This is a genomic window from Algoriphagus formosus, assembly GCF_002807035.1.
GTDB lineage: Bacteria > Bacteroidota > Bacteroidia > Cytophagales > Cyclobacteriaceae > Algoriphagus > Algoriphagus formosus.
Window position 1 is genome coordinate 85,336 of the sequence record NZ_NIUC01000002.1, and the last position, 26,405, is coordinate 111,740.

At 43.4% G+C, this 26,405-nt stretch carries 23 protein-coding genes; 16 read left to right on the forward strand and 7 right to left on the reverse strand.

Features of this window, described 5'->3' with window-relative positions:
* Nucleotides 1–3: 3 nt before the first annotated feature.
* From pheT to rpsT, 4 genes are all read right to left on the reverse strand, one after another.
* Complete coding sequence (gene pheT, locus CDH51_RS06395) at nt 4–2,418, reverse strand: phenylalanine--tRNA ligase subunit beta (protein WP_100627901.1); 2,415 nt, start codon at nt 2,416–2,418, stop codon at nt 4–6.
* 113 nt (nt 2,419–2,531) lie between these two features.
* The gene (locus tag CDH51_RS06400; RefSeq protein WP_100629356.1) at nt 2,532–3,149 is read right to left on the reverse strand and encodes a DUF1684 domain-containing protein; all 618 of its coding nucleotides are present in this window, start codon (nt 3,147–3,149) and stop codon (nt 2,532–2,534) included.
* Nucleotides 3,150–3,293: 144 nt separating this feature from the next.
* The gene (radC, locus tag CDH51_RS06405) at nt 3,294–3,989 is read right to left on the reverse strand and encodes a RadC family protein (RefSeq protein WP_100627902.1); all 696 of its coding nucleotides are present in this window, start codon (nt 3,987–3,989) and stop codon (nt 3,294–3,296) included.
* A 95-nt stretch (nt 3,990–4,084) separates the two neighbouring features.
* Nucleotides 4,085–4,339 carry a 30S ribosomal protein S20 gene (gene rpsT / locus CDH51_RS06410; protein WP_024281512.1) on the reverse strand — a complete coding sequence of 85 codons (255 nt, stop codon included), beginning with the start codon at nt 4,337–4,339 and terminating at the stop codon, nt 4,085–4,087.
* A gap of 211 nt (nt 4,340–4,550) precedes the next feature.
* Between rpsT and CDH51_RS06415 the strand changes: the two genes are divergently transcribed.
* From CDH51_RS06415 to CDH51_RS06445, 7 genes are all read left to right on the forward strand, one after another.
* A complete protein-coding gene (locus tag CDH51_RS06415) occupies nt 4,551–5,492 on the forward strand; it encodes a zinc dependent phospholipase C family protein (RefSeq protein WP_232724767.1) in 942 nt (313 codons plus the stop codon).
* Nucleotides 5,493–5,585: 93 nt separating this feature from the next.
* The gene (gene miaB, locus CDH51_RS06420) at nt 5,586–7,058 is read left to right on the forward strand and encodes a tRNA (N6-isopentenyl adenosine(37)-C2)-methylthiotransferase MiaB (RefSeq protein ID WP_100627903.1); all 1,473 of its coding nucleotides are present in this window, start codon (nt 5,586–5,588) and stop codon (nt 7,056–7,058) included.
* A gap of 2 nt (nt 7,059–7,060) precedes the next feature.
* Nucleotides 7,061–8,347: a sigma-54 interaction domain-containing protein gene (locus CDH51_RS06425; protein ID WP_100627904.1), complete on the forward strand. Its 1,287-nt coding sequence runs from the start codon at nt 7,061–7,063 to the stop codon at nt 8,345–8,347.
* Complete coding sequence (gene lptE / locus CDH51_RS06430) at nt 8,331–8,870, forward strand: LPS assembly lipoprotein LptE (protein WP_100627905.1); 540 nt, start codon at nt 8,331–8,333, stop codon at nt 8,868–8,870. The genes CDH51_RS06425 and lptE overlap by 17 nt, the downstream gene beginning before the upstream one ends.
* Before the next feature lie 27 nt (nt 8,871–8,897).
* Nucleotides 8,898–9,635, forward strand: coding sequence for a hypothetical protein (locus CDH51_RS06435; protein ID WP_100627906.1), 738 nt, complete (start codon nt 8,898–8,900; stop codon nt 9,633–9,635).
* Between the two features lies 1 nt (nt 9,636).
* Nucleotides 9,637–9,999: a preprotein translocase subunit SecG gene (gene secG / locus CDH51_RS06440; protein ID WP_026945508.1), complete on the forward strand. Its 363-nt coding sequence runs from the start codon at nt 9,637–9,639 to the stop codon at nt 9,997–9,999.
* 143 nt (nt 10,000–10,142) lie between these two features.
* Nucleotides 10,143–11,075, forward strand: a complete 933-nt coding sequence (locus CDH51_RS06445; protein WP_100627907.1) for a sterol desaturase family protein — start codon at nt 10,143–10,145, stop codon at nt 11,073–11,075.
* A gap of 10 nt (nt 11,076–11,085) precedes the next feature.
* Here CDH51_RS06445 and CDH51_RS06450 read toward each other — a convergent pair whose 3' ends face one another.
* Nucleotides 11,086–11,796, reverse strand: a complete 711-nt coding sequence (locus CDH51_RS06450) for a hypothetical protein (protein WP_100627908.1) — start codon at nt 11,794–11,796, stop codon at nt 11,086–11,088.
* A gap of 216 nt (nt 11,797–12,012) precedes the next feature.
* Here CDH51_RS06450 and CDH51_RS06455 point away from each other — a divergent pair, with 216 nt between their 5' ends.
* The 3 genes from CDH51_RS06455 to CDH51_RS06465 all read left to right on the forward strand — a co-directional run bounded on the left by CDH51_RS06455 (nt 12,013) and on the right by CDH51_RS06465 (nt 14,498).
* Nucleotides 12,013–12,291, forward strand: coding sequence for a co-chaperone GroES (locus CDH51_RS06455; protein ID WP_024281503.1), 279 nt, complete (start codon nt 12,013–12,015; stop codon nt 12,289–12,291).
* Nucleotides 12,292–12,323: 32 nt separating this feature from the next.
* The gene (gene groL / locus CDH51_RS06460) at nt 12,324–13,955 is read left to right on the forward strand and encodes a chaperonin GroEL (RefSeq protein ID WP_100627909.1); all 1,632 of its coding nucleotides are present in this window, start codon (nt 12,324–12,326) and stop codon (nt 13,953–13,955) included.
* 156 nt (nt 13,956–14,111) lie between these two features.
* Nucleotides 14,112–14,498 (forward strand): response regulator, encoded by a 387-nt coding sequence (locus CDH51_RS06465; protein WP_026945505.1) that lies wholly within the window; start codon nt 14,112–14,114, stop codon nt 14,496–14,498.
* Nucleotides 14,499–14,516: 18 nt separating this feature from the next.
* On the opposite strand, the gene CDH51_RS06470 is transcribed toward CDH51_RS06465, so the two are convergent.
* Both CDH51_RS06470 and CDH51_RS06475 read right to left on the reverse strand, forming a co-directional pair.
* Nucleotides 14,517–15,611: a serine hydrolase domain-containing protein gene (locus CDH51_RS06470; RefSeq protein WP_100627910.1), complete on the reverse strand. Its 1,095-nt coding sequence runs from the start codon at nt 15,609–15,611 to the stop codon at nt 14,517–14,519.
* A gap of 16 nt (nt 15,612–15,627) precedes the next feature.
* Nucleotides 15,628–17,145, reverse strand: coding sequence for a S10 family peptidase (locus tag CDH51_RS06475; protein ID WP_100627911.1), 1,518 nt, complete (start codon nt 17,143–17,145; stop codon nt 15,628–15,630).
* A 152-nt stretch (nt 17,146–17,297) separates the two neighbouring features.
* On the opposite strand from CDH51_RS06475, the gene CDH51_RS06480 reads away from it, so the two are divergent.
* From CDH51_RS06480 to CDH51_RS06505, 6 genes are all read left to right on the forward strand, one after another.
* Complete coding sequence (locus tag CDH51_RS06480; protein ID WP_100627912.1) at nt 17,298–17,552, forward strand: hypothetical protein; 255 nt, start codon at nt 17,298–17,300, stop codon at nt 17,550–17,552.
* Between the two features lie 187 nt (nt 17,553–17,739).
* Nucleotides 17,740–21,417, forward strand: a complete 3,678-nt coding sequence (purL, locus tag CDH51_RS06485) for a phosphoribosylformylglycinamidine synthase (protein ID WP_100629358.1) — start codon at nt 17,740–17,742, stop codon at nt 21,415–21,417.
* Between the two features lie 124 nt (nt 21,418–21,541).
* Nucleotides 21,542–22,669 carry a helix-turn-helix domain-containing protein gene (locus CDH51_RS06490; RefSeq protein ID WP_100627913.1) on the forward strand — a complete coding sequence of 376 codons (1,128 nt, stop codon included), beginning with the start codon at nt 21,542–21,544 and terminating at the stop codon, nt 22,667–22,669.
* A 122-nt stretch (nt 22,670–22,791) separates the two neighbouring features.
* Nucleotides 22,792–24,495: an amidohydrolase gene (locus tag CDH51_RS06495; protein WP_100627914.1), complete on the forward strand. Its 1,704-nt coding sequence runs from the start codon at nt 22,792–22,794 to the stop codon at nt 24,493–24,495.
* A gap of 26 nt (nt 24,496–24,521) precedes the next feature.
* Nucleotides 24,522–25,448, forward strand: coding sequence for an alpha/beta fold hydrolase (locus tag CDH51_RS06500; RefSeq protein WP_100627915.1), 927 nt, complete (start codon nt 24,522–24,524; stop codon nt 25,446–25,448).
* 182 nt (nt 25,449–25,630) lie between these two features.
* Complete coding sequence (locus CDH51_RS06505) at nt 25,631–26,395, forward strand: transporter (RefSeq protein ID WP_157807052.1); 765 nt, start codon at nt 25,631–25,633, stop codon at nt 26,393–26,395.
* Nucleotides 26,396–26,405: the final 10 nt, after the last annotated feature.

Here is a 26,405-nt window from a genome sequence, read left to right on the forward strand (position 1 = left end):
CTTTTAGCTTCGAATGACGGCCCCGACTTCATTTTGAAAGGCCTCCATTAATTTATGCATTGTTTTGTCAATTACCTTATCTGTCAGTGTTTTTTCCTGATCCTGAAGATGAAAACTCAAAGCATAGGCTTTTTTGCCTGCATCAATTTTATCCCCTTGGTAAACATCAAAAACTCCAATACGTCGCAGTAGCTTTCCGCCTGCCTTCTCTGCTACCTCTTTCACTTTTGCGTAGCTCACCGCTTTGTCAATCACCAAAGAAAGATCCCTACGCACTTCAGGGAATTTGGAAATCTCCGCATATTGCTTCAGCCCGCTGGCTTTTTTGCAAAGCAAGTCCCAATCCAAGTCCGCATACCATACTTCCTGCCTAACCTCAGTCATTTTCAGAAGTGAATCCTTCACCAAGCCCAAGGTTCCCAGTTCCTTTTGGCCCAGCATGAGACGAAGGCCATATTCAAATGGAGCTGATTCAAGCATTTCTGAATTGGAGATTTGCAGGTTGAGCTTATCCAACAGCCGTTCGATAGTCGCATACAGGTCAGCAAAGCCGAAAGGTCTCGCAGGCTCCAACCAACTCTCAGCAGAACGATTTCCTGAGTGAAAGATTGCCAATCGACGGCCTTCTTGGTACCCGGCATCGGTTTTTTGGTAGACTGTGCCAAATTCAAAGAATTTCAGATCGCTTTGACGACGATTGATGTTATGGGCTAACACTTCCAATCCTGTGAAAAGGAGTGATTGACGCATCACGCCCAAGTCCTCACTGAGTTTATTGTAGATTTCCACATTCAAATTGGAGTCCAAGAAGCCTGATTTTTCAGCATAAACTGGTTTGGTCAAGCTGTTGGTAATCATCTCCTGATACCCTTGAGCTCCCAAAATCTCCGAAAGTCGGTATTGGAGCTTATTGAGATCTTTGACCGGATGCTCAGCCAGATAATCGGTTTTGAGATTTTCGGAAAGCTCAACCTGCTGAAAACCATAGATTCTCAGAATTTCTTCAATAATATCTGCTTCACGGATGACATCCACCCGGTAGGGCTTGACGATCGCTTTGAAGCCTTGTTCTGTCTCATTCTCCACACGAATGTCCAATCCTTCCAGAATGGACTTCACTTGACTTGGCTCGATTTTCTTCCCGATCAGTCGGTTGATATGGCCGTATTCCACGTCGATTTCAAAGTCAGCGATCGGGTTTGGATAGAGGTCTACCATTTCGGAGCTCACCTTGCCTCCGGCGATCTCCTGCAATAGTTCGACTGCCTTTTTCAAAGCATAGACCGGCATATTCGGATCTGTCCCCCGCTCAAAACGGAAAGAAGCATCTGTCTTCAAGCCGTGATATTGAGCGCCTTTTCGGATGACATCTGGAGAAAAGTAGGCCGACTCCAAGAAAATAGAAGTAGTCTGATCAGAAACTCCAGATCCTTTTCCTCCGAAAATCCCGCCAATACACATCCCTCCTTCGGAATCACAAATCATCAATTCCTCGCCAGAAAGTTTTCGTTCCTTCTCATCCAAGGTGATGAATTTGCTGTCCTTAGGAAGTTTTTGGACGCTGATTTTGCCTCCGGAAATTTTCTCAAAGTCAAAAGCATGCAAGGGTTGTCCCAAGTCATGCAAAATAAAATTAGTGATATCGACCACATTATTGATCGGCTCCAGATCCAGCGCCCGAAGAAAATCCTGAAGCCACTGTGGAGAAGGAGCTACCTTCAAATCAGAAACAACCACACCTGCATATCTTGGGCAATCAGCAGCATCAGCTACAGATATTTCCAACTCTTTCCGATCACCTTCTAGCGTCAAATCAGAGACTTGATCGATACAAAGCGGTCGGCCTAAAAGTGCTTTCAAATCCCTTGCTACTCCCAAATGAGAGGCTGCATCTGCCCGGTTTGGCGTCAATCCAATCTCCAAGACATGATCACGAGTCACAGAAATCAATTCAGAAGCGGGAGTTCCGTTGGGTAGGTCTGTGTCCAAAACCATGATACCGTCGTGACTGGTACCGATCCCCAATTCATCCTCAGCACAAATCATCCCTTCGGAAACCTGTCCGCGGATTTTAGCCTTCTTGATAGTAAAAGAATCTCCTCCTGTAGGGTAGAGTGTGGCTCCAACGGTGGCTACCAACACCTTTTGTCCTGCAGCAACATTGGGTGCTCCACAGACAATCTGCGAATGGGAATCTGCTCCGATATCCACGGTAGTCAGGCTGAGTTTATCGGCATCGGGATGCTTTTCGCAAGTCAAGACTTCCCCAATTACGATCCCTTCCAGTCCTCCGGGGATGGAAACAAACTCCTCGATCCCTTCCACCTCCAGGCCGGATTGAGTAAGTAAGTCTGCAATTTCTTCCGGTGATTCAGTTAAAGCAATGTATTTTTTTAATCGGTTGATTGAAATTTTCATAAAACTCGGTTCTTTTATTGCCTTCCGTAGACTTTCAAATACAGAAAAAGGGTTCGAAAACCCTCTTTCTCAATTAACACAGACAAATTTAAAGCTTTTCAGGAAGGCCGAAGCTATTCCTTGTAATTTTTCTCCCCAGCCTCAATAGCGATATCCAAAATATTTTCTCTTGGTGGGATGGGACAGGCATAGTCGGGATTGTAGGCGCAATAGGGATTATAAGCCAAGTTAAAATCGATCGTAATGCTGTTTTTCCCGTCCTGTCTGGCATTAATATAGCGTCCTCCGCCATAAGTCTCGCGACTGCTCGTCTCATCGGCAAATGCCAAAAAGAAATTCCGCTTGTCCACTTCATCCATCGCCTGAAGCAAGAGGAGTCGATTGGTCTTCCCTCCCAGCTCAAACTCAGCGTATGCATGTTCGATATATCGCTCCTTACTCCCGTCTGTAAGTGGCACTTCCCGTACCTTTTTATCTTCTTTTGGGATGATTCGAGCCTTCACTTTATACGCAGGGTCAATGGGATAAAAAGTCAATTCCTTAAAATTCCGCTTTTGCTCCTCCGTCAAAGGCGACTCAAAATTGTATCGGATAAATTTAAACTGACGTTCGCGTTCGGCTTCGATATTCTCAATATAGGTCTCTGGATCCTCAGCACTGGTAAGTGTATAAGCTATTGCTGCCAAAACCACGACCGACACAAAAATTAAAATAATATGATTGGTTTTCATAAATCGATAGGGACTATCCTTTTCCTGTTTCAAATAACAGGAGGAGACTTCAAAGGTTGCCAAAATTACAATCTATCTCCTTTCCCTCACAGCACCAGCGCTCTTTTCTCTCATGTCTTTTCTCTAGAATCTAATCTCTTGTCTCTATAAAATTCCTTCATCCGCAAAGCTAAAATAACCTGAGTCAGTAAAAATCACATGATCTAAGACCGGCAGATCCATCGCCCGGCCAATTTCCGTCAATCGCTTGGTTAGTCTTCGGTCTTGCTCAGAAGGGCTCAGGCTTCCGCTCGGATGATTGTGCACGAGGATGACAGACTGAGCCTGATGATCCAAAGCTGCTTTGAAAACCAGTTTGGCATCGACGACCGTACCAGAAGTCCCCCCTTGGGAAATTCGTTCTTTTTTGATGACTTGATTGGACCGAGTCAGAAGCAATAGGTAAAAATGCTCGACAATCTCGTCATACAATTCAGGCTTCATCAGATCATACACATCTCTGGAGCTGGTGATCTTGAACTTTTTTCTCGGCTCGATGTCCTTTCGCCTTCTTCCAAGCTCCATGGCGCTGACGATGCTGATAGCCTTGGCTTCTCCTATTCCCTTGAATTTCTTGAGATCCTGAATCGTCAGCCTTGCCAAGGCAGAAAGATCATGATTCACAGAAGACAGGATATGCTTGGACAGATCGACCGCGCTGATGCTTGGGGTGCCTGAACCGATCAGAATGGCAATTAATTCAGCGTCTGTCAGTGCAGATTTGCCTTTCAATAATAATTTTTCCCGGGGCCGATCTTCTTCGGCTAGCTGTGCGATTTTGATTGAAGTAAAGTTCTCCATGCCTAAATCAAAAAAAGTGAAACTAAATCTATTGATTTTTAGACATAAAAAAAACCCTGACAAGCAGGGTTTTCAATAATTTTTTAAGCTATTAATTAACCTAAAGCATTGACAAATTTTGCCAGCTTAGATTTTTTGTTGCTCGCGTTATTCCTGTGAATGATGTTCTTCTTGGCTAGTTTGTCAAGCATAGAAGATACTTTTTGGAATAGCTCTTGCGCTTCTGATTTTTCCGTAGCCGCTTTCAAACGCTTGATAAACGTACGAGTAGTCTTTGACTGATATCTGTTTCTCAAACGCTTCGCTTCGTTGGCACGAATTCTCTTTAGAGCTGATTTGTGATTTGCCATATCTTGAATTAAATAAATTTCTTAAACGATCCCCTAACCGAATTGGAGTGCAAATTTAGAGCAAATAATTAATTCCACCAAAGGAAATTAATAATTAGTACCATTCTCTGTCCTTTCGGATGATCGATTATTTGGAATAATTGAATTTAACGCTGCGAATATAAGGCATAAAGCTATTTCATTAGCAAATTATTCGTTGTATTTTCATTGAATGATTTTTTTACTCAATCCACATATTTCATTTATCAGCCTAATTCTAAGCCTGCATTTCTGGGGATTTTTTGCACATCAGCTCATTAATCGTGTTGCGGTTTTCTCACTTCCCCCTGAACTCATTACTTTTTATAAGCCTCATATTCAATTTATTACAGAAAAGGCAGTCAATCCCGATCGTCGCCGCTATGCCGTAGCCGGAGAAGCAGAAAAGCACTACATCGACTTGGACGTTTATGGTGATTCTGCATTACATGTACTTCCTGTTTTTTGGTTTGACGCAGTAGAAAAATTCGGTGAGGATAGCTTGAGAGCACACGGCATCGGTCCCTGGGCTGCCTATCTTACCTTTACCAACCTGACCAAGGCATTCGAAAAGAAAAATAAAGACGCCATCCTTCGACTTTCCGCAGATTTGGGTCATTACCTAGGTGATTTGAACGTTCCACTCCACACCACCAAAAACTACAATGGGCAACTGACCGGCCAAGAAGGAATCCATGGTTTCTGGGAAAGCAGAGTCCCGGAATTACTATCCGGAAACTTCAGTCTTTGGATCGGGAAAGCCGAATACGTGGATAAACCTCAGCAAGCCATCTGGGAAGCTGTAGCGACTGCCCATAGCCAAGTCGATAGCGTATTGCAAATCGAACGTGAATTAAGCAAAAGCTTTTCCGAAGATTTGAAATATAGCTTTGAGGAGCGAAATGGCTTGACTGTCCGGGTCTATTCCCGTGAATTCACCGAAGCCTACAACTTTGCTTTGAATGGGATGGTCGAGCGACAAATGAAAAATTCTATTAAAATGATTGCTGATTTTTGGTACACCGCCTGGATTAATGCGGGACAGCCTGACTTGAATACCGATGATTTTACGCTGACCGAGGTAGAAGAAGTCCTCAACCCGGACCCTAAACTCAAAGTCCGAGAACACAATTGATCTCCAACTGTGAATATTTCTTATAATAGTTTCGAGAACACTGCCATTTTGTCCGATTATTCGTAATTTCGCAGTTCGAAAAATGAGAATTGAATGGATCAGTTGATTAAAGATATTGACATCATCACCGGAGAAGAGGCTCAAGCGGTAGATTACAAGACTACGCAGGAGGAAAACACCGGCAAAAGCAAGAAAATCTACATTGAAAGCTACGGTTGTCAGATGAATTTTTCAGATTCTGAAATCGTCGCCTCCATCATGAAGGAGAATGGCTATGATACCACTTCTGACTTTGAGCAGGCAGATGTGGTTTTTTTGAATACATGCTCTATCCGAGAAAAGGCAGAGCAAACCGTCAGAAACCGACTCAATCATTTCAATGCAGTAAAAAAATCTAAGCCCGAAATGACCATCGGTGTGTTGGGCTGCATGGCTGAGCGACTTAAGGATAAACTTCTCGAAGAAGAAAAAATCGTCGACGTAGTCGTTGGCCCTGATGCCTATCGAGACCTACCAAATCTGGTAAATGCTGCAGAAGACGGTAGAAAAGGAGTCAATACCTTCCTTTCCAGAGAAGAAACCTACGCCGATATCGCTCCTGTCAGACTAAACTCAAACGGGATCACTGCATTCATCTCCATCATGCGAGGCTGTGATAATATGTGTTCTTTCTGTGTAGTACCATTCACCCGGGGAAGAGAGCGAAGTAGAGACCCGCATTCCATTGTAGCAGAAGCGCGAGACTTATTTGAAAGAGGGTATCGCGAAGTGACGCTATTGGGTCAAAACGTGGATTCTTACAAGTGGTCTCCTGAGGAAAACAATAAGGCTAGACTCAATAAAAAAGAAGGGGAAGTGACGCAGGTTATCAATTTTGCCAACCTGTTGGAAATGGTTGCTCAAATCGACCCCCTGCTTCGGGTTCGTTTTTCCACTTCCCATCCAAAAGACATTACAGATGAGGTGCTCTACACCATGAAAAAGTACGACAACATCTGTAAATATATTCACCTTCCAGTTCAATCTGGAAACAGCCGCGTTTTGGAAATGATGAACCGAACCTACACCAGAGAGTGGTATTTGGATCGGGTTCGTGCCATCCGGGAAATCCTCGGCGAAGAGTGCGGCATTTCCTCCGACATGATTGCAGGATTCTGCACCGAAACAGAAGCCGAACACCAGGATACCCTGACCTTGATGGACTTGGTGAAGTATGATTTCTCTTACATGTTTTTCTATTCGGAGCGTCCGGGCACTTTGGCGGCTAAAAAATATGAGGATGATATCCCGCTCGATATCAAAAAGCGGAGGCTAAGTGAAATTATCGCTAAGCAAAATGAGCTTTCACTGGAGCGAAACAAATTGGATATCGGAAAAGAGCAATGGATTCTCATCGAAGGAACCTCCAAAAAATCTTCTGAGGAACTCAAAGGAAGAAACTCCGCCAACAAGGTGGTGATTGTACCATCTGCAGGCCTGAAACTGGGCGATTACGTAAAAGTAAAAATCACCGATTGTACCACAGCAACTTTGTTTGGAGACGTCTTGGAAGTAAATCCCCTTTAAGCATGATCACTCCCCACGAAATACAAAGTGTCAAGCAGCGATTCGGGATCATCGGAAACAGTCCCTTGCTCAATCATGCCATTCAGGTAGCGATGCAGGCTGCTCCGACTGATATGACGGTCCTGATCACCGGAGAAAGCGGTAGTGGTAAGGAAAGCTTTTCGAAAATAATCCACTCCCTATCCACTCGAAAGCATGGGAAGTTTATAGCAATCAACTGTGGAGCCATCCCGGAGGGCACGATAGACTCTGAGCTTTTTGGGCATGAGAAAGGATCCTTTACAGGAGCTCACGAGGCCAGAAAGGGCTACTTCGAAGTGACTGATGGCGGCACAATCTTTTTGGATGAAATCGGAGAAATGCCACTTGGTACCCAAGCCAGGCTGCTTCGGGTTTTGGAAAACGGTGAATTTATCCGCGTCGGCTCTTCAAAGGTTCAAAAAACCAATGTCCGCGTCATCACAGCCACTAACGTGAAGTTGTTGAGAGCGGTGGAAAAAGGGAAGTTTCGAGAGGATTTGTATTACCGACTCAACACGGTGCCGATTTTCGTTCCGCCCCTTCGAGAGCGGGGTGAAGATGTAGTCTTGCTCTTCCGAAAGTTCACTTCTGATTTTTCGGAAAAATACCGAGTTCGGCCAATCTCTTTGGATGCTGATGCACAAGGATTACTAATGCGCTATCCTTTTCCAGGAAATATCCGACAGCTAAAAAACATCGCCGAGCAAATATCCCTCTTGGAAGAAGAGCGAGAGGTAGATGCGAAGACGCTGAGCAAATACCTTCCTACTGACAACTCCCGACTTCCTATGCCACTTCCATCAGGCGGCTCCTCAGGAGAATCTATGGATTTTTCGGAGCGGGATTTATTGTACAAGGTCCTTTTTGATATGAAAAAGGACATGAATGATCTGAAAAAATTCGTCCTCGAAACTTACCAAAATGGAGGTGTGAGTAGCAGTGTGCTTCAAAAGCACAGTGACCTTTTCGATGATCTGGATCATGGTCCCTCCCAAAAAGAGAAGCCCGAAGGAGGCTCAGGGTACTCTTTGCCTTTGGTATTGGAAGCACAGAAAAACAGCAGTTCAGACGACTATGAGGATGAGGCCATAGAAGATATCATTCACGAGGAAGATGACAATTCGCTTTCGCTAGAAAAAAAGGAGAAGGAAATGATCCTAAAAGCTTTGCGAAAGCATAACAACAAGCGGAAGTACGCCGCCTCCGATTTGGGAATCTCTGAACGCACACTTTACCGCAAAATCAAGCAATATGAAATTGATCAATAGGACATTGCGATCTGCTTTTTTTGCAGTAATTCTACTTTTGGGCGGTTGCTCCGTGAATTACAGCTTCACAGGGACCAATATCAATTATGAGTTAGTTCAATCCTTCTCGGTGGACAATTTCTTCAATGATTCTGGTGGTGGACCTGCCAACATGGAGCAGCTTTTTACAGAATCTTTGAAGGATTATTATCAGCGAAACACCCAACTTGAGCTCGTTAGATCCAATGGGGACCTTCAGTTTTCAGGAGCAATCAAACGCTATGCCCTGACTCCACAAGCGGTAGTTTCCAGCGGAAATCCAAACCTTCCGGATCGAGCTGGACAGATGCGATTGACGATATCTGTAGAAGTGGAGTACATCAACCTCAGCAATGAGGAAGAAAATCTCAAGCAAAATTTCTCTTTCTTCCAAGATTATGATCCCCGAACGACTACTTTGCTTGATGTAGAAAGTCAATTGGTAGAGGAAATTTTCAGAAACATCATTCAAGACATTTTTACTGCCACGGTGGCAAATTGGTAAAATGTCTATATTGGAAAAAAAGTAATCGTGAACGCCAATCAACTCAAGGAAATATTAAGCCGGGCTAGTAATCTGGAAAAATCAGATGTCCTTCTGCTGAAAAAAATGCAGGAAAACTTCCCTTTTTTCCAGCTACCTCATGCTTTGATCGCACGTTATGAATTTCAGAAGGAGTCCCAAAACTCTGAAAATACGCTAGGTTGGGCGGCTATTACCAGCCCTGACAGAATTTGGCTTCGTCAATTGATTCATCAAAAGCCTACCGTCCAATCGGAATCCAAAGACGAGGATCTTCTGCCAGAAAATCTGACTAAACCAGCCGAAAGCGCTAATCAAACCGCTAAGCTGGTTCAACTGGAAAAAGGACTGAAATCGAACGGACCTACACCTGAGGAGAAGCCCAAGCCCAAGCGAAGAAAGGCTTCCGGAGACGACCTGATTGAGTCTATTAAAAAGAAAGAAAAAAAGCAGATTGTCGATGCCAAAAAGAAGGAACAGATCGATCTGATCAAGGCTTTCAGTAAAAAGGATATCAAGATGGCCACGATCAAAGAGATCGAAGCCAATCAAAACAAAGAAAATCTCGCCGAAAGCAGTACCCAAATCAAAGAAGAGCTGATCACCGAATCTTTTGCCAAGCTTTTGGTCAAGCAAGGGAAAAATCAGAAAGCAGTAGAAATTTATGAGAAGCTGAGTTTGAAGTTTCCAGAGAAATCAGCTTACTTTGCGAACTTAATTCAAAATCTGACTAATACCGACTCATAATATGTTTACGTTCTTGATTACCGTTATCCTGATTTTGGCAGTATTATTAATACTTGTCATCCTAGGCCAAAATTCTAAAGGAGGCGTTGGGGCAGCTTTCGGAGGTAGTGCTTCCCAGATTATGGGAGTGACTCGTACCGGAAATGTTTTGGAAAAAGCAACTTGGGTTTTAGCTGTATCCATTTTGGTTTTATCCTTGGTTTCTTCTGCTTTCTACACCAACCCGCAGTCCAATCAATTCTCATCTCCGAACATTGAAAATGCGAAGCAACAAGTAGTAGCTCCAGCATTCGGAGAACAGGAAACTGAAAGCATCTTACCAACTGAGGAACCCACAACTGAGCCTGATAGCGCAGGCAATTAATCACCGATAGAAATAATTAATGATGTCCGTCTTTTCAAGGCGGACATTTTTTTTGTACCTTGTAATCGAGTTGTTTTTTAGAGCAGGTTTGATGTTTATCACCACCAACTTTCAAAATCTGCTCCTGAATCGAAATTAATTTTATGCAAAATCAACCTCTCCGACTGGAGGACCTTCAACTTGAAAGCTGGCCAAATCTTATTCTTTGGGCAGCTCCAATCATGTTTCTTTTGGTATTTATCGAATGGGGAATTAGCTGGTATCAAAAACGTGATGCGTATGATACCAAAGACTTCCTGGCAGCCTCTACCATTGGCTTAGTCAATGTTGGGATTAGCGCCATGATCAAACTGGCCACATTCGGTGTAGCATTGTTTTTCTATAATTTGGCTCCTTTCAAAATTCCTGCAACTTGGTGGTCATTCATTGTCTGCTTTGTTGCCATTGATTTTGCTAGGTATTGGGCACATAGAGTCGCTCACGAACAACGTTTTTGGTGGGCTACTCATATCACGCACCACAACAGTTCCAAGTACAACTTCTCGGTTTCTTTCCGTTTAGGCTGGACACAACACATCAAGATCGTCTTCTTCATCCCTGTCATGTTGATGGGCTTTGATCCATTTGTGTTTTTCATTTGTCATCAGATAGCAGTCCTTTATCAATTCTGGATTCATACCGAATACATCAAAAAATTACATCCAGCAATCGAGTTCTTTTTTACCACTCCTTCTCACCACCGCGTACATCATGCGAGTGATGAGCATTACCTGGACAAAAACTACGGATCAACCTTTATTATCTGGGACCGAATGTTTGGGACATTTATGGAGGAGCAGGAGCGACCGACTTATGGTATCACCAAGCCGGTGACTTCCTACAATCCTATTTATCTTGTTTTTCATGAATGGAGAGACATTTTTGTTGACCTTCGAAAGGCAAAAAACCTGAAAGAAGCTTGGTTGATTCTATTTGACAAGCCAGGTGCCGATGTGATCCAAAAACGTAAAAAGGCTGAAAACACAGCAAATCAAGGCATAGCTAATACCGAAAAGGAATTAGTAGAAGCCAGCTAAGCCTTACCTTTCATTTGCTGACATGCTGCAATAGCAATCTCTTGCTGATCGGAAGCAAAGTCTCTTCGATGGGAAAGTCCTGCTTGCTATGCATTCGCCAAGCGGCGGGATTGGGCAATTCCTTGATTTCACGGATTAATTCCAGCTTCAAAGCCTCTAGGGTTCGAACTAGAGTCCGTTGAAAAATACCCACCAGCCACAAAGATATACTTCGGAAACGCTCCCCTGCTATTTGTAGCAAACTCGACTGATAGCGAAATGCATGGATGTCAGATCGCTTTTCCCGAGTTAAAAAAACAAACCCCTCTTTGGTGTAGATCGGTAAAATACCAACCGGCTCGAAGGCTATATGATCCTCCACAAAATCATAGATCGCTCTTCCTTCATAGATCTGATCTTGGATCTTTTCAATCGCAAAATCAGTAATCAGGTGAATCTCTTTCATCATCTCGGAATCATCTGATTGAGATTGATAATTCAACTTCTTCTTTTTAAAGTCCACACTTTCCAAAGCTTTTGGAAACATATCTGAAAGTTGTCTTTTGCCTGACTTGAAAGCATTGAGATTTCGGTGATGCTCAATCAGCTCACCAAGTGGTGGGTAAAGCTTGATTGCCTTAAAGGATTTGTCAGTTTCCTGCAAATAGGCCAAGAGTTGGTACTTTTTGTATTCAAAATCAATTAGGCCTTCAGTGATCCAATTTTTCGACAGTTTACTCATATTCTAGAAGCTTTTACAAAAAGTAATGAATTATGACATTTTTGTCCAGAGCCTTTGGAAATTTTGACAGTTTTTTAGAATGAAAATTTCATAACAGTGGTCAGAAACTGACAAAGTGTGGCCGATTTGTCAGTGTTTTTCTGTAAAAACTCATTGGCACAGGAATCGCTCTAGTGGCTTCAGAATTTTAATCTAACCTTTAAAAATTTCATAAAAATGTCAAACGTGAACATCAAACCACTTGCGGACAGGGTGTTGGTACAGCCTGCTGCAGCCGAAGAAAAAACCGCTTCCGGACTATACATTCCGGATACAGCCAAAGAAAAGCCTCAGAAAGGTACGGTAGTGGCCATCGGAACTGGTAAGAAAGATGAACCATTGACTGTGAAAGTGGGCGACACTGTTTTGTACGGAAAATACTCCGGTACTGAGCTCAACGTCGACGGCGCTGACTACTTGATTATGCGTGAGTCCGACATTTTCGCAATCCTTTAATTATTTGTAGAAACTAAAAATCAAACAGAAAAATGGCTAAAGAATTATTCTTTGATACCAATGCAAGAGACCGCCTGAAAAAAGGTGTAGATGCGCTTGCTGATGCAGTAAAAGTGACACTCGGACCAAAAGGCCGAAACGTCATCCTTGACAAAAAATTTGGAGCCCCTACCATCACTAAGGATGGTGTATCCGTGGCAAAAGAAATCGAATTGGAAGAGCCAATCGAAAACATGGGTGCTCAACTTTTGAAAGAAGTAGCTTCTAAAACTGCAGATAATGCAGGTGACGGTACTACTACCGCAACTGTTTTGGCTCAGGCTATCTTCAACGCAGGTATTAAAAACGTAGCTGCTGGTGCAAACCCAATGGACCTTAAAAGAGGTGTAGACAAAGCGGTTGCTGCAGTAGTTGCAAAATTGAGAGAAAACTCAAAAGAAATCTCTACAAGCAAAGAAATCGCTCAGGTAGCTACTGTATCTGCTAACAATGACGATGAAATTGGAACGATGATCTCCAACGCTATGGAGAAAGTCGGAAAAGATGGTGTCATCACAGTAGAAGAAGCAAAAGGTACCGAGACTGAGGTGAAGACTGTAGAAGGAATGCAGTTTGACCGCGGATACCTTTCTCCATACTTTGTGACCAACACAGAGAAAATGGAAGCTGAGCTTGAGTCTCCATACATCTTGATCTACGACAAGAAGATTTCTTCCATGAAGGAATTGCTTCCAGTATTGGAGCCAGTAGCACAGTCTGGCAAGCCATTGGTTATCATCGCTGAAGATGTAGATGGTGAAGCTTTGGCTACTTTGGTAGTAAACAAAATCCGTGGCGCACTGAAAGTCGCTGCTGTAAAAGCTCCAGGATTTGGAGACAGAAGAAAAGCTATGCTTGAGGATATCGCCATCCTAACTGGTGGTACTGTAATCTCCGAAGAGCGTGGATTCAAACTTGAGAATGCTACAGTAGATATGCTTGGTCGAGCTGAAAAAGTAAATATCGACAAAGACAACACTACAGTAGTGAACGGTGCCGGACAAAGTGATTTGATCCAAGCTCGTATCTCTGAGATCAAAGCACAGATCGAAAAGACTACTTCTGATTACGACCGTGAGAAACTTCAGGAAAGACTTGCTAAGCTTTCCGGTGGTGTAGCTATCCTATATATCGGTGCTGCTACTGAGGTTGAAATGAAGGAGAAGAAAGACCGTGTAGACGATGCCTTGCACGCTACTAGAGCGGCTGTTCAAGAAGGTGTTGTTGTAGGTGGTGGTGTTGCGCTTATCAGAGCAGCAGAAGCACTTGAAAACCTAACAGGCATCAATGAAGATCAGGATACCGGTATCAACATCGTGCGTATGGCGATTGAGTCTCCTTTGAGAACTATCGTCCTTAATGCTGGTGGTGAGCCTTCTGTGATCATCAATAAAATCAGAGAAAATAAAGGAAACTACGGTTACAATGCCCGTACCGATCAGTACGAAGACCTTTTCAAAGCTGGTGTAATCGATCCTACTAAGGTAACTCGACTAGCTCTTGAAAATGCAGCTTCTATCGCTGGATTGCTATTGACCACTGAGTGTGTGGTAGCAGACGTGAAAGAAGATGCTCCTGCTATGCCTCCAATGGGTGGCGGAGGAGGAATGGGCGGCATGATGTAATTCGCTCAGTCCAAATTATTTAAAAAAGGGAAGCTTCGGTTTCCCTTTTTTTGTTCAACTTTGTGAATCGAAATAACTTCATTAAAAATCTACCAAAACCTTTTTCTTGCTATTGGAATAATCGTATTTTGCCAATGCCTGATCCAATGACACTTCATGATTCAATTTGATGCCATTTTTCTAGTGGATGATGATCCGATTAATAACCTGATCAATAAACGACTGCTTGGAAAGACAGAAGTGAGCGAGAGCATTCTTGAATTTTTAGAAGCAGATTTAGCATTAAAAAAGATTGAAGAGTTTCCGCAAAACCAACAACTTTTGATTTTTCTTGACATCAACATGCCGGTCATGAATGGTTGGGAGTTTTTGAATACCTATCAGGAGAAATTTCCTGAAAGAAAAGATGAAATCGTAATTCTATCAAGTTCCATCGACTTCCAAGACAGGCAGAAAGCACTAAGTTTCAATATTGTGTCGGGATTTCTTGAGAAACCTTTGTCGCTGGATAAAATCAATTACCAGCTCAGCAAGTATATTTAAACTTACCTGGAGACTAGCTTAATTGCCACTGATCACTGGACCGAGTCTTTCCCAAATCTGATTCATCAATAAAAAAGGTATTAAAGAAGTATCCGAACTTGCACCCATTCGGACGATGACCACATTTTGAGAAGGAATCACCATCAAAAATTGCCCATTTTTACCCAAAGCCATAAACATGTCCTCGGGCGCATCCGACACCAATGAACCTGGTAAATTTCTTTCCATGCCCGGCAATCTGAAGGAACTTTGCCCATTCAGCCAGGTCAATAGTCCGTAACTTGGATTAAAGTCTTGCGATGGACTGATCATTTGCTCTACGAATTCGGAATTCAGAACCTGTTCGTCTTCCCATTTTCCTTTGGCTAGAAGCAAAAGTCCAAAGCGTGCCATAGATCGAGGACTTGAGTAGTACACATTATTTCCTCCGGTATTTTGCCAGAGGCCATTCATTCCTATCCGGTCTCTGATTTTTTCTTGAAAATAATCTTGGAAGGACCTGCCGCTTGCATTTTGCACCACTTGTTTGAGGACAGTATATGGAGCATTGTGATAGCTCCATCGGGTTCCGGCTTTTGCCCTAAAGCGAAGATCCGAAGGAGCCACACTATTCAAATCCCCTGTATCATCAAGCCCTGTGGTCATGCTAAGCTGATGAACAATCCTGATTCTTTTCTCCTGCTTATTTTCCAAAGAAGTCCATCCTTTCCCGAGGTATTTTTGGCTGCGGTCTTTCAGCTTAAGAAGTCCTTCCTCTTCAGCAATTCCAAGGAGTGCTGCAGTTAGGGTTTTGCCGGCAGAGGCCCAATACCAAAGGGAACTCTCATCCATAGGACCCATTCCGGTAAGGCGATTTCCGCGGTATTCTTCGACAACGAGTTTCCCATCTTTCAAGATGAGAAAAGCTCTAGTATTGGTGCTTTCCAGCCAAGATAAAAACGCTCCCATTCCGGCTTGATCCCAGCCAGTTTCAGGGAAAGACATCCGCTCCCAAGTCAGACCAACCTTTGGGGGAAAATAAAGCTGAGACTCTGAAAGAGCTTGGGCTCTAAGCAAAGCAGAGGATGAAAAGCTAAGAAAAATAGTAGCTAAAAGTGTGAGGCTTCTGGTCATTTGAATCTAAGCTGGATTATTTTCTCTGAGTATCCTCAATAAAACTCTTAAGATCATCTCTAAACTCCTGAGCGGAAGGAAGATGCGTGTACATCATATGACCTGCTTCATAGTAAGTCATAATAATGCGGTCTATCGCCTGCTGAGGCAGGTCTAGATGAGAAATAGAGTGTTCTACTCCATAGAAAACAGTTGCCAAATCATAGTAGCCGTTCATGATCAAAACTTTCACATTGGGATCCTTGCTAAGTGCCTCCGCCATATCGGGAAGGGTGGTGACAGCGGCATCTGCACCCCAGAAGTTATTTCCCTGATGCTTCCAATCCCAATTAAATCCTGGCTTAGAGTAAGCCGAAGTTGCATAAAGCCAGTCTTTACTCACGCCCAACTGACCATGGAAATAATCCAAAAACGCCATGGTGTAGGCTGGGGAAATTGCGTCACTTTGTGGATCTGTGAAGGAATCCATGGACATCGGATCGATATTGATCCCCTTGTATCGGGAGTCTAGTCTACCTACGGTGTTTTCCTCGTCGCGAAGTAGCTCTTGGAAATACTCTGAAGCAGTGATTTTCAAATCAGCTCGCTCCCAAGTACCTGCTGCTATCCCAGTGATGTCTTGAAGTTTTTGAGCAATTTGAGATTTTTCTGAGGCTGAAATTCTATTTCCCTTGAAAAGCGCCGGTGCATATTCATTCTCGGTGAATTCCCGTACTTCTTGCACAAATTCAGGTAGACTTTCACCCTTATCAGCTACCCGATTGTGATACCAGGATGTCGCTGCCATTGTTGGTAGATAGACAATGTAGGAAATATCTTCATTGGGAGCGAAAAAGAGCGTTCGCAAATCAAAAACCGCTGAAACCATAATCACGCCATTGAGCGCGTATCCTTTTCCCAATAGGTAATTCATCACTCCTGCGTTTCGGAAAGTACCGTAGCTTTCTCCCAAAATATATTTAGGTGAATTGAGCCGGTCATGCTCCTTCAGAAACTGCATGATAAATAGACTGACACTTCGAATATCTTGATCTACTCCCCAAAAATCCTTTCCTGTAGCCTCTCCTATCGGAACCGATAAGCCCGTCCCCACAGGGTCCATCATTACTACATCAGCCACATCCAAAATCGAAAACTCATTGTTTACCAATTCATAAGGAGCTGCAGGATTGTAATTAGGATCATCTACCACTACTCTTCGGGGGCCCATGATTCCCAAGTGAAGCCAATAGGAAGAAGAGCCCGGGCCTCCATTGTAGGCAAAGACAATAGGTCTATTTTTCTCAGGATTTTTCTTGAAATAAGCCGTAAATCCAAAAAGAGCGATGGGTTTGTTGTTTTCATCTTTGAGCTCCATCGTACCGGTATGAGCTCGGAGATCGATGGACTTACCGTCAATGTTTACTGAAATATCGGATTCAAAAACTTCTGCTTTAGGGTCTTGCTTTTTTTCAGCGTTAGAGTTTGTCTCTTGTGCCGAAAGGGTAAGCGAGAGAAATAAAAGAACGAAACAAAGGCTGTATATCTTCTTCATTTTAATATTAGTTGATCATCAAACCCTTAAGATATATAAAATCAATCTGTCAGGATGGATTAGGAGTAAAAAACAATAATTTGCTGTAAATTAAATCCTAGTTGATAGAGTGACGTCATCATTTTCTAGAATTTCAAAAAATTTAAATACCCATGACCGGAGGAGCGGGTTTTAGTCGATCAGCGAAACAGTCTTTTGATGAAAATCAGAAGCTTGGGAAATTTCGCGATAAGCAAAATGCCTATTCATCTGCAAAAAGAGGAAATGCTGTTCCAAAAGATCTAGATGACTTGATTGCCCATCGCTATGGTAGAAGGGATTGGTTCCTAAGGACTCGAAAAATCGTATTGATTTCCTTTATAATTGCAGCCATTTTATTCTTGGGCTACCTATTCGTTTTAGGCTAGTTCAACACGTCTCTTAAATCTTCTCTTTTCTTGAAAGCGGATTATTTTTAATCTGATAATATTTAGCCTTAAACAAAAACCAATACTTCCCTTTTGACTTTTTCACTTTCAATTAGCTAAGATTAAAAAGGGAATTTTCCAAAGCTTCTCTCAATTCCTTACATTTGCAGCTTACCAGCTAATGGACATGATTTTCTTCTTCGAATCACCCCAAAAAGTAGTCTACGCAGTACAGACTCCCCAACCTTTCGCCCAGGAAGACATCCAAAAACTGAAATGGCTTTTCGGCGAAGCGACCCAAATCAATCAAGCATCTCTTTCCGGAAAATTTGCCGGTCCTAGAAAAGAAATGATCACCCCTTGGTCTACCAATGCTGTGGAGATCACGGTGAATATGGGCATTTTGGGCATCCAACGAATCGAAGAATTTTTCCCATTGAAAGAAGGGGAAGAAATCGACCCAATGCTTCAAAAGGCATATGATGGGCTGACACAGGATATTTTCGAAATTGATTTGGAGCCAGCACCTATTCAGGCAATCACTGATATCGCTGCTTACAATAAAAAAGAGGGTCTTGCTCTGAGCGATGAAGAGGTGGCTTACCTGGAAAATGTTTCCAAACAATTGGATAGACCGCTGACTGACTCCGAGGTTTTCGGATTTTCTCAAGTGAACTCTGAGCACTGTCGACATAAGATCTTCAATGGTACTTTTATCATCGATGGAGAAGAAAAGCCAAAGACACTTTTCCAATTGATCAAGGAAACCTCCAAACAGCATCCAAATCGTATCGTCTCGGCTTACAAGGACAATGTCGCTTTTATCCAAGGACCCAAAGCGCATCAATTCGCTCCAAAAACCCAACATCAAGCAGACTTTTTTGAGGCAAGAGAAATCGACACGGTCATTTCACTAAAAGCTGAAACACATAACTTCCCCACGACTGTAGAACCTTTCAACGGAGCTGCTACAGGTTCGGGAGGGGAAATCCGGGACAGACTTGCCGGTGGAACCGCATCGATTCCACTTGCAGGAACAGCGGTCTACATGACTTCATACCCTCGATCTGAGAAAGGTAGAACTTGGGAAACAAATCTCCCTGAGAGACCTTGGCTCTATCAGACTCCCATGGATATTTTGATCAAAGCTTCCAATGGCGCTTCTGACTTTGGCAATAAGTTTGGTCAGCCTCTTATTTCTGGTTCACTTTTGACTTTTGAACATGAGGAAGGCGATAAGCATTTTGGTTTTGACAAGGTGATTATGCTAGCTGGCGGTATTGGCTTCACCAATGCCAACTATGCCAAAAAAGACGAGCCAAAAGCAGGAGATCAAATCGTGGTCATGGGTGGTGACAACTACCGGATCGGAATGGGTGGGTCAGCAGTTTCCTCCCTCAATACGGGTGAAGTTTCCAGCTCTTTGGAGCTCAATGCAGTACAGCGATCGAATCCTGAGATGCAAAAGCGCGTGGCAAATGTCATTCGCGCAATGGCGGAAAGTGCTGAAAATCCAATCATTTCCATACACGATCATGGAGCAGGAGGACACTTAAACTGCCTATCAGAACTAGTCGAGTCTACCGGAGGAACGATCCATATAGATCAACTTCCAGTAGGTGACCCTACCCTATCTTCCAAGGAAATCATCGGAAATGAGTCCCAAGAACGAATGGGCTTGGTGGTTTCTAAAAAAGATATTCCTACGCTATCTCAACTTGCAGCCAGAGAACGTGCTCCTTTCTATGTAGTGGGAGAGACGACTGGCGACATGCACTTTAAATTTGAAAATCAAAAAACCGGTGAAAAACCGGTAGACTGGAACTTGGCTTACATGTTTGGATCTTCTCCAAAAACTATTTTGGAAGATCAGCATCAAATGCCAAATCTTCAGGAAGGAGAATATAATGCAGAACTCATTCTCGGCTATATCAGAGAAGTGCTACAACTGGAAGCAGTGGCTTGCAAAGACTGGCTTACCAATAAAGTCGATCGTTCTGTAACTGGTCGAGTAGCCACGCAACAGACTGTTGGGGAAATCCAACTTCCCCTCAACGATGTGGCGGTGATGGCTTTGGATTTTAATGGCACCAAAGGAATCGCAACTTCCATCGGACATGCACCGGTGGCAGCATTGGCTGATGCCGAAGCAGGCAGTCGATTGGCTATCGCCGAAGCTTTGACCAACTTGGTTTTTGCACCTATTGAAGGAGGACTTCAGGGAGTTTCACTTAGCGCCAACTGGATGTGGCCAGCCAAGAATGCTGGAGAAAATGATCGCCTTTATCGAGCTGTTGAGGCTTGTTCTAAGTTTGCAATCGACCTGGGAATTAATATCCCGACTGGTAAGGACTCGCTTTCTATGACGCAGAAATATCCTGACGGAAAAGTAGTTTACGCTCCGGGTACAGTGATTATTTCTACTGTCGGCGAATGCTCTGACATCAACAAAACAGTTCACGCTGCACTGAAGCCACACCAAGGCTCGAAGGTCTATTACATTGACTTTTCAAAAGATCAAGCGAAGCTGGGAGGATCTAGCTTCTATCAGACATTGAACAAAGTGGGAACTGAGTGTCCTGATATCAAGGACAGTTACTATTTCAGCCATGCTTTTATGGCTATTCAAAAGCTTATTGAGCAGGGGCTTGTATTGGCAGGACATGATATCTCTTCCGGAGGTTTGATCACAGCGCTTCTGGAAATGTGCTTCCCTAGTCCTTCGGTCGGACTTAAAGTCAAAACGGACAGATTGAAAGAAAAGGATCTTATCAAGGCTCTTTTCTCTGAGAATGCTGGTGTTTTGATTCAGATTGAGCAGGTAGAGAAAGTAAGGGCCATCTTAGATAATTATGACATCGATTACACTTCTATTGCAGATGTGACATTGGATTCGGCTGTTTCCTTACCGGAAATAGGCTTGAAGCTAGATGTAGCCGAACTACGGGATGTATGGTTCCGCTCTTCTTACCTTCTGGATCGCAAGCAAAGTGGAGAGAAGCTTGCAAAAGACCGCTTCGACAATTACAAAAATCAAAAGCTCAGCTATCAATTTGGAAAAGATTGGACTGGAAACTTTAAAAAGTCGGGAATTGATCCTTTCAGAAAAGAAAAGGGTTCATCAAAAGCTGCAATCATCCGGGAAAAAGGAGTCAATGGAGACCGGGAGATGGCCTATTCGCTGTGGCTGGCAGGTTTTGAAGTGAAGGACATTCACATGACCGACTTGATTACCGGTCGCGAAGACCTCAGCGATGTACAGATGATTGTCTTCGTCGGTGGTTTCTCCAATTCCGATGTTTTAGGCTCTGCAAAGGGTTGGGCAGGTGCTTTCCTTTATAATGAAAAGGCCAAATTGGCTTTGGATAATTTCTACGCAAGACCGGATACCCTTTCCCTCGGAGTATGTAATGGCTGTCAGCTGATGGTCGAGCTTGGTTTGGTAGGAAAAACTGACAGCTCCAAGGCAAAAATGCTGCATAATGAAAGCCATAAATTCGAATCGGCTTTTGTGAATGTTACGATTCCTGACAATAACACTGTCATGCTTCAAGGCTTGAGTGGACAGCGTTTAGGAGTATGGGTAGCACATGGTGAAGGTAAATTTTCCCTACCAGAACCAGAAAACGAATACCATATCGGCATGAAATACAGCCATGAAGCCTACCCTGGCAATCCCAATGGCTCAGACTATCATGTGGCCGGAATCGCCTCCAAGGATGGCCGTCACTTGGCCATTATGCCACACATTGAGCGTAGTTTGAAGCCATGGAACTGGCCCTATTATCCTGAGCAACGTCATGATGACTTCACTCCTTGGCTGGATGCCTTTGTAGCAGCCCGCGAATGGTGTGAAAACAAATAAGCAATTCAAACTCCTTTTTTCTACTGATAAAAGGAGTTTTTTATTTTATTCTTTTAATTTTATCACACAACTAAAAATAAATTTGATTTATTTTTAGGTTTTGTTTAATTAAAATTCTTTTGATATGGATTTGTCGTCTGTGGTAAGTTTGGTCGGCACTTCATTTGGATTATTAGCTATTCTTATTGCTATTCTCAAAAAGCGAGGAGATTTTTTCAAAAAAACATCCTTTTTGGTCATGCTCATCTGTCTGACCTACTACTGCTTTATTGTTTTTATTATTGACAGTGGAAAAGCTCTCCAATTCCCGCATTTATTTAGGACAGGTAGTCCTTTTTTTTACCTTCTACCCATCGCTATCTTATGGGTAGGCCAGGCATACCTTTTTGACAAAAAAAAGCTAAAAAGAACCGACTTCTTTTTACTTCTCATCCCCTTCATTCATATTCTAGAAAATATTCCTTTTTACCTTCAGAGTACTGCGAAGAAGGTTAGCTACTTAGAAAGTCTTATTGTAGACAGGGATCAAATCATCTACGCCAATGAAGGTTTGCTACCTACCTCTATCCATTTTGTCATCCAACTCAGTTTTGGACTGATTGTATCCGCATATCTAATCTATTGCACTCATCAGGAAAAGACCAAAAAAAATTCATCTAACGCAGAAACCTCATGGTTGAAGGCTTTAGCTTATGTTTTTTTGGCATTTTATATTATCGGAATTAGTCTCTTGATTTTTGACTCTCAGACTCTTCAAATCCATCAAATGGCTTCTTGGCTATTTGGAATTATGCTTGTGGTCCAATTGTTTTTTCTGTTTTTCAGGCCGGAAGTACTTTATGACATCAAAGAGTCTGAAAAAGAGAAAATCAGCATGACTCAAATCATTTCCCTGGAAGAGAATGAAGTCAACCAGTACCGACAAGCTATCGAAGAATATTTCAAAATCAATGATGATTTCCTGAATACTGAGTTTCGACAGCAGCATCTTGCAGAACATTTGAACATCCCGAAAAACCGGCTTTCTCAAATAATCAATCAAGTCTTTGACAAAAATTTCAACCAATTGATCAATGAAAAGCGAATTGAGGTTGCGATCGAGAGACTTGAATCGAAAGCTTGGAGGAATTTGACCATCGAAGGGGTTGCGCAAATGGTAGGCTTTAAGTCAAGAACTACTTTTAATAAGGCATTCCAAGAAAAAACCGGACTCACTCCTTCTCAATTCCGAAAGCAAATGGCAAAAGCCTGATCTTCAATCTGTTTTTTGATCAATTTTTCATTTTTGGACAAGAAAACAAGCCGGCGAGATACCTAAAGCCTTTTTTTAGCTTATCATTGAAATAGTTTTTAATTAATCCCAAAGCCTGTAATATGAAGAAGCTCAACCTTTTAATAAGTTTAATGCTACTCTTTCTTTGGTCCTGTCAAACGAAGGAGGATTCTGGATCAGCACCTGTAGTGTATTATGGTGGAGATATCCTGACCATGGAAGGCGACCAGCCTCAATATGTAGACGCCTTGGTCATCAAAGGTGATAAAATTGATTTTGTAGGGAGCTCGGACGAAGCAATGCAAGTAGCGGGTCCCAATCATAAAATGGTCAATCTGGAAGGGAAAACGCTGCTTCCGGGTTTAATCGATGGGCATGCTCATTTTGGAAATTTTGGATTGCAGGCAGTCGGAGCGCAGTTGCTAGCCCCGCCAGACGCTACGTGTAAGGATATCCCTACGCTGATCCAATTGCTGAAGGAATGGAATACCCCGGAAAACCTGGCTCTGACAGGATGGATCTTTGGAACAGGCTTTGACGATTCCGTTTTGGAAGAGAAGCGTTTCCCGACCAGACATGACCTAGACCAAGTCAGTACAGAAGTCCCAATTATGATCACGCATATCTCGGGGCATTTTGCTGTAGTCAATTCTAAAGGACTCGAAGTCTTGGGCTTTGATGAGAATACGCCTGATCCAGAAGGTGGAATTATCCGAAGAGAAGCAGACGGAAAGACTCCGAACGGTGTACTTGAAGAACTCGCTGCAATCCCATACATGTTAAAAGCACTCATGCCCAAAGATCAAGCAGGGGCGGACCGGTTTTTTCAGGCAGGTCAGGACATGGCTCTTTCATTCGGATATACCACTGCACAAGAAGGCAGAGCCATGCAAAATCACGAGCTATTGGCTGCAAATGCCGAAAAAGGAGAGTTGAAAATAGATGTAGTCAGCTACATTGATTATGCCTTTGCAGATCAATACATGGGCTCAACCTGGAATAGCAAAAATTACACGAATCATTACAGAATTGGTGGAATGAAAATCACGCTGGATGGTTCTCCACAGGGCCGAACTGCCTGGCGTACACAACCCTACCTACTTCCTCCTGATGGAATGGGAGCTGATTACGCTGGGTATCCCGCAATCCCCGATGACGCAACAGTGCAATCTATCATGGAAAAAGGCTTCCAAAACAACTGGCAAATCTTAGTACATGCAAATGGAGATGCCGCGATTGATCAATTGATTCGGACACTTCGTCCAAATGTAGATAAATATGGAATTGGCGATAGAAGAAACACGCTGATTCACGGCCAATATATCCGCGAGGATCAGTTGGACTCTCTGAAGGCTTTGGATGTAGTCGCTTCACTTTTCCCCTTGCACACTTTCTATTGGGGAGACTGGCACAAGCAAATTATCGGAGATGAACTTGGAAATAAAATCAGTCCCGTCCGAACGGCCTTAAACAAAGGCGTAAAAGTCACCATTCATACCGATGCTCCGGTAGCACTTCCCAACTTAATGCGTGTCTTGTGGACAGCTGTCAACAGAACCTCTCGATCAGGGGCCATCATTGGAGAGGGCGAAAGACTATCTCCTTATGAAGCGCTTCAGGCCATTACGATTTGGTCTGCCTATCAGCATTTTGAAGAAGATGAAAAAGGCAGCCTGACCCAAGGCAAATTGGCAGATTTGGTCATTTTGGATAAGAATCCGCTAAAAGTTGCCCCGGATGAAATCAAGGATATTCAAGTATTGGAGACGATCAAGGAAGGGGAGACTGTTTATAAAAAAGACTAAGATCAGGAAGTAATAACTAATCATCTATGTTAGCTTCAAAAGCTTCAAGAAGTATTTTTCTCCTCGTCCTCCTACTTCAAACATTCAGTTGTAAAGAGTATAATCAGAGGCAGGAACCAAATGCTCAAAAAGCACCTGCGGAGACGGGGGAAGTGAGGGGCTCGGAACCTGAGAGATCGGGGATTGCACAACTTAAAGATGCCCAGATTGAATATATCATCCAGGGAGAAGGAAGTCCCATTGTACTATTGCCAGGAGGCGGACTGAGTACGAAGTACTTAAAACCCTTAGCTGGAGAACTGTCTAGGGCAGGATATCAGACCATCCGGATTAACCCCCGGGGCGCCGGACAAAGCCGGGGATCTGCTGAAGGGGCCACCATGCATACTATGGCGGGAGATGTCATCGGCGTTCTGAAGGCCCTTGGTTTGGAAAAGGTAGATCTTGCCGGACACGCTTTCGGCAACCGGGTGGCGCGGACGGTGGAACACGATGCTCCCGAGTATGTGCGCAGCGTCATTTGCCTAGCTGCAGGCGGAGTAGTACAGCCCCAGCCTGAAGCTGCTGGAGCGCTCAAACTGGTTTTCGATCCCGGAGCTACCGAGGATGATATCCTGAACAGTATGAAATACATGGTGGGGGACACGGCTAATGCCAAAGCGAGTTGGGCTTATGTTAAAGCCTCTCGGTATCCAGCGGCCGCCGCGGTGGTGGGGGCTGCCTCGCAGACGCCACAGGACAGCTGGTCCAGGCCATCCGGAAAAAACCCGTTCCTCATCATACAGGGAACAAATGACCAGATTGCCCCCTCAGAAAACGGTGAATTACTGAAAAAGGAACTAGGTGATCTGGCTGATATCGTTTCCATAGAAGGCGGAGGGCACCTGATGGTGATCAATCATGCGGAAGAAACCACAGAAGTCATTTTGAATTTTCTAAGATCCAAATTTTAATCCGATAACCAACTATTTCAAAACTTTAGAGAGGTTTCTAACCCGAAAGCTAGGCCTTTCATCCAGTGTAGGAGATTTGACTACAATTATCAATTAATTCTCATCAACTACTCGCTAAATTTTATAAATCGATGTTAAGAAAAGACCTTTTAAAGATTTCAGCTCTTCTTTTATGTATCCTTATGGCTTCGAACAGAGGTTATGCGCAAGAGCAAAACGGAGCTTCAGCTGATGATTTGGCAAAGCAACTCCAAAATCCGGTAGCAAGTCTCATCAGCGTTCCCTTTCAAAACAACTTTGACTTTGGAGTCGGTCCGAGTGATGGCTTTCGCTATACGCTAAATTTCCAGCCTGTCATTCCAATCAGTATCAGTGAGAATTGGAATCTTATTTCTCGGGTGATCGTCCCTGTGGTTTCACAAAAAGATGTCTTTGGGGAAAGTGGGAGCCAAACTGGCCTCAGTGATGTATTGATCAGCGGCTTCTTTTCCCCCAAAGAACCCACAAGTGGAGGTTTGATTTGGGGAGTTGGCCCTGCTATTTTGGTGCCGACTGCCACCAATAACCTCCTAGGAACCGAAAAATTCGGATTGGGCCCTACGGCAGTTGCTTTGAAACAATCAGGGATGACAAGCTTTGGAGCTTTGATCAATCACATTTGGTCGGTGGCAGGCAATGCAGACCGAGCGGATGTAAATGCCACCTTCTTTCAACCCTTTGTAGCTCAAAACTTTGCAGGAGGCAAGGCGATAACGCTAAACACTGAGCTATCTCAAAACTGGACCGCCAAAACAACCTCTGGTACTATAAATCTTGTTGGATCCAAAGTACTCATGCTGGGCAAGCAGGCCTCTCAGATTGCTATAGGCCCGCGAATTCATTATGGAGACGGCAATCCAGCAAGTTGGGGCGTTCGTGCAGTCTTTGTGCTCCTTTTCCCTAAATAAAGAATGGGAA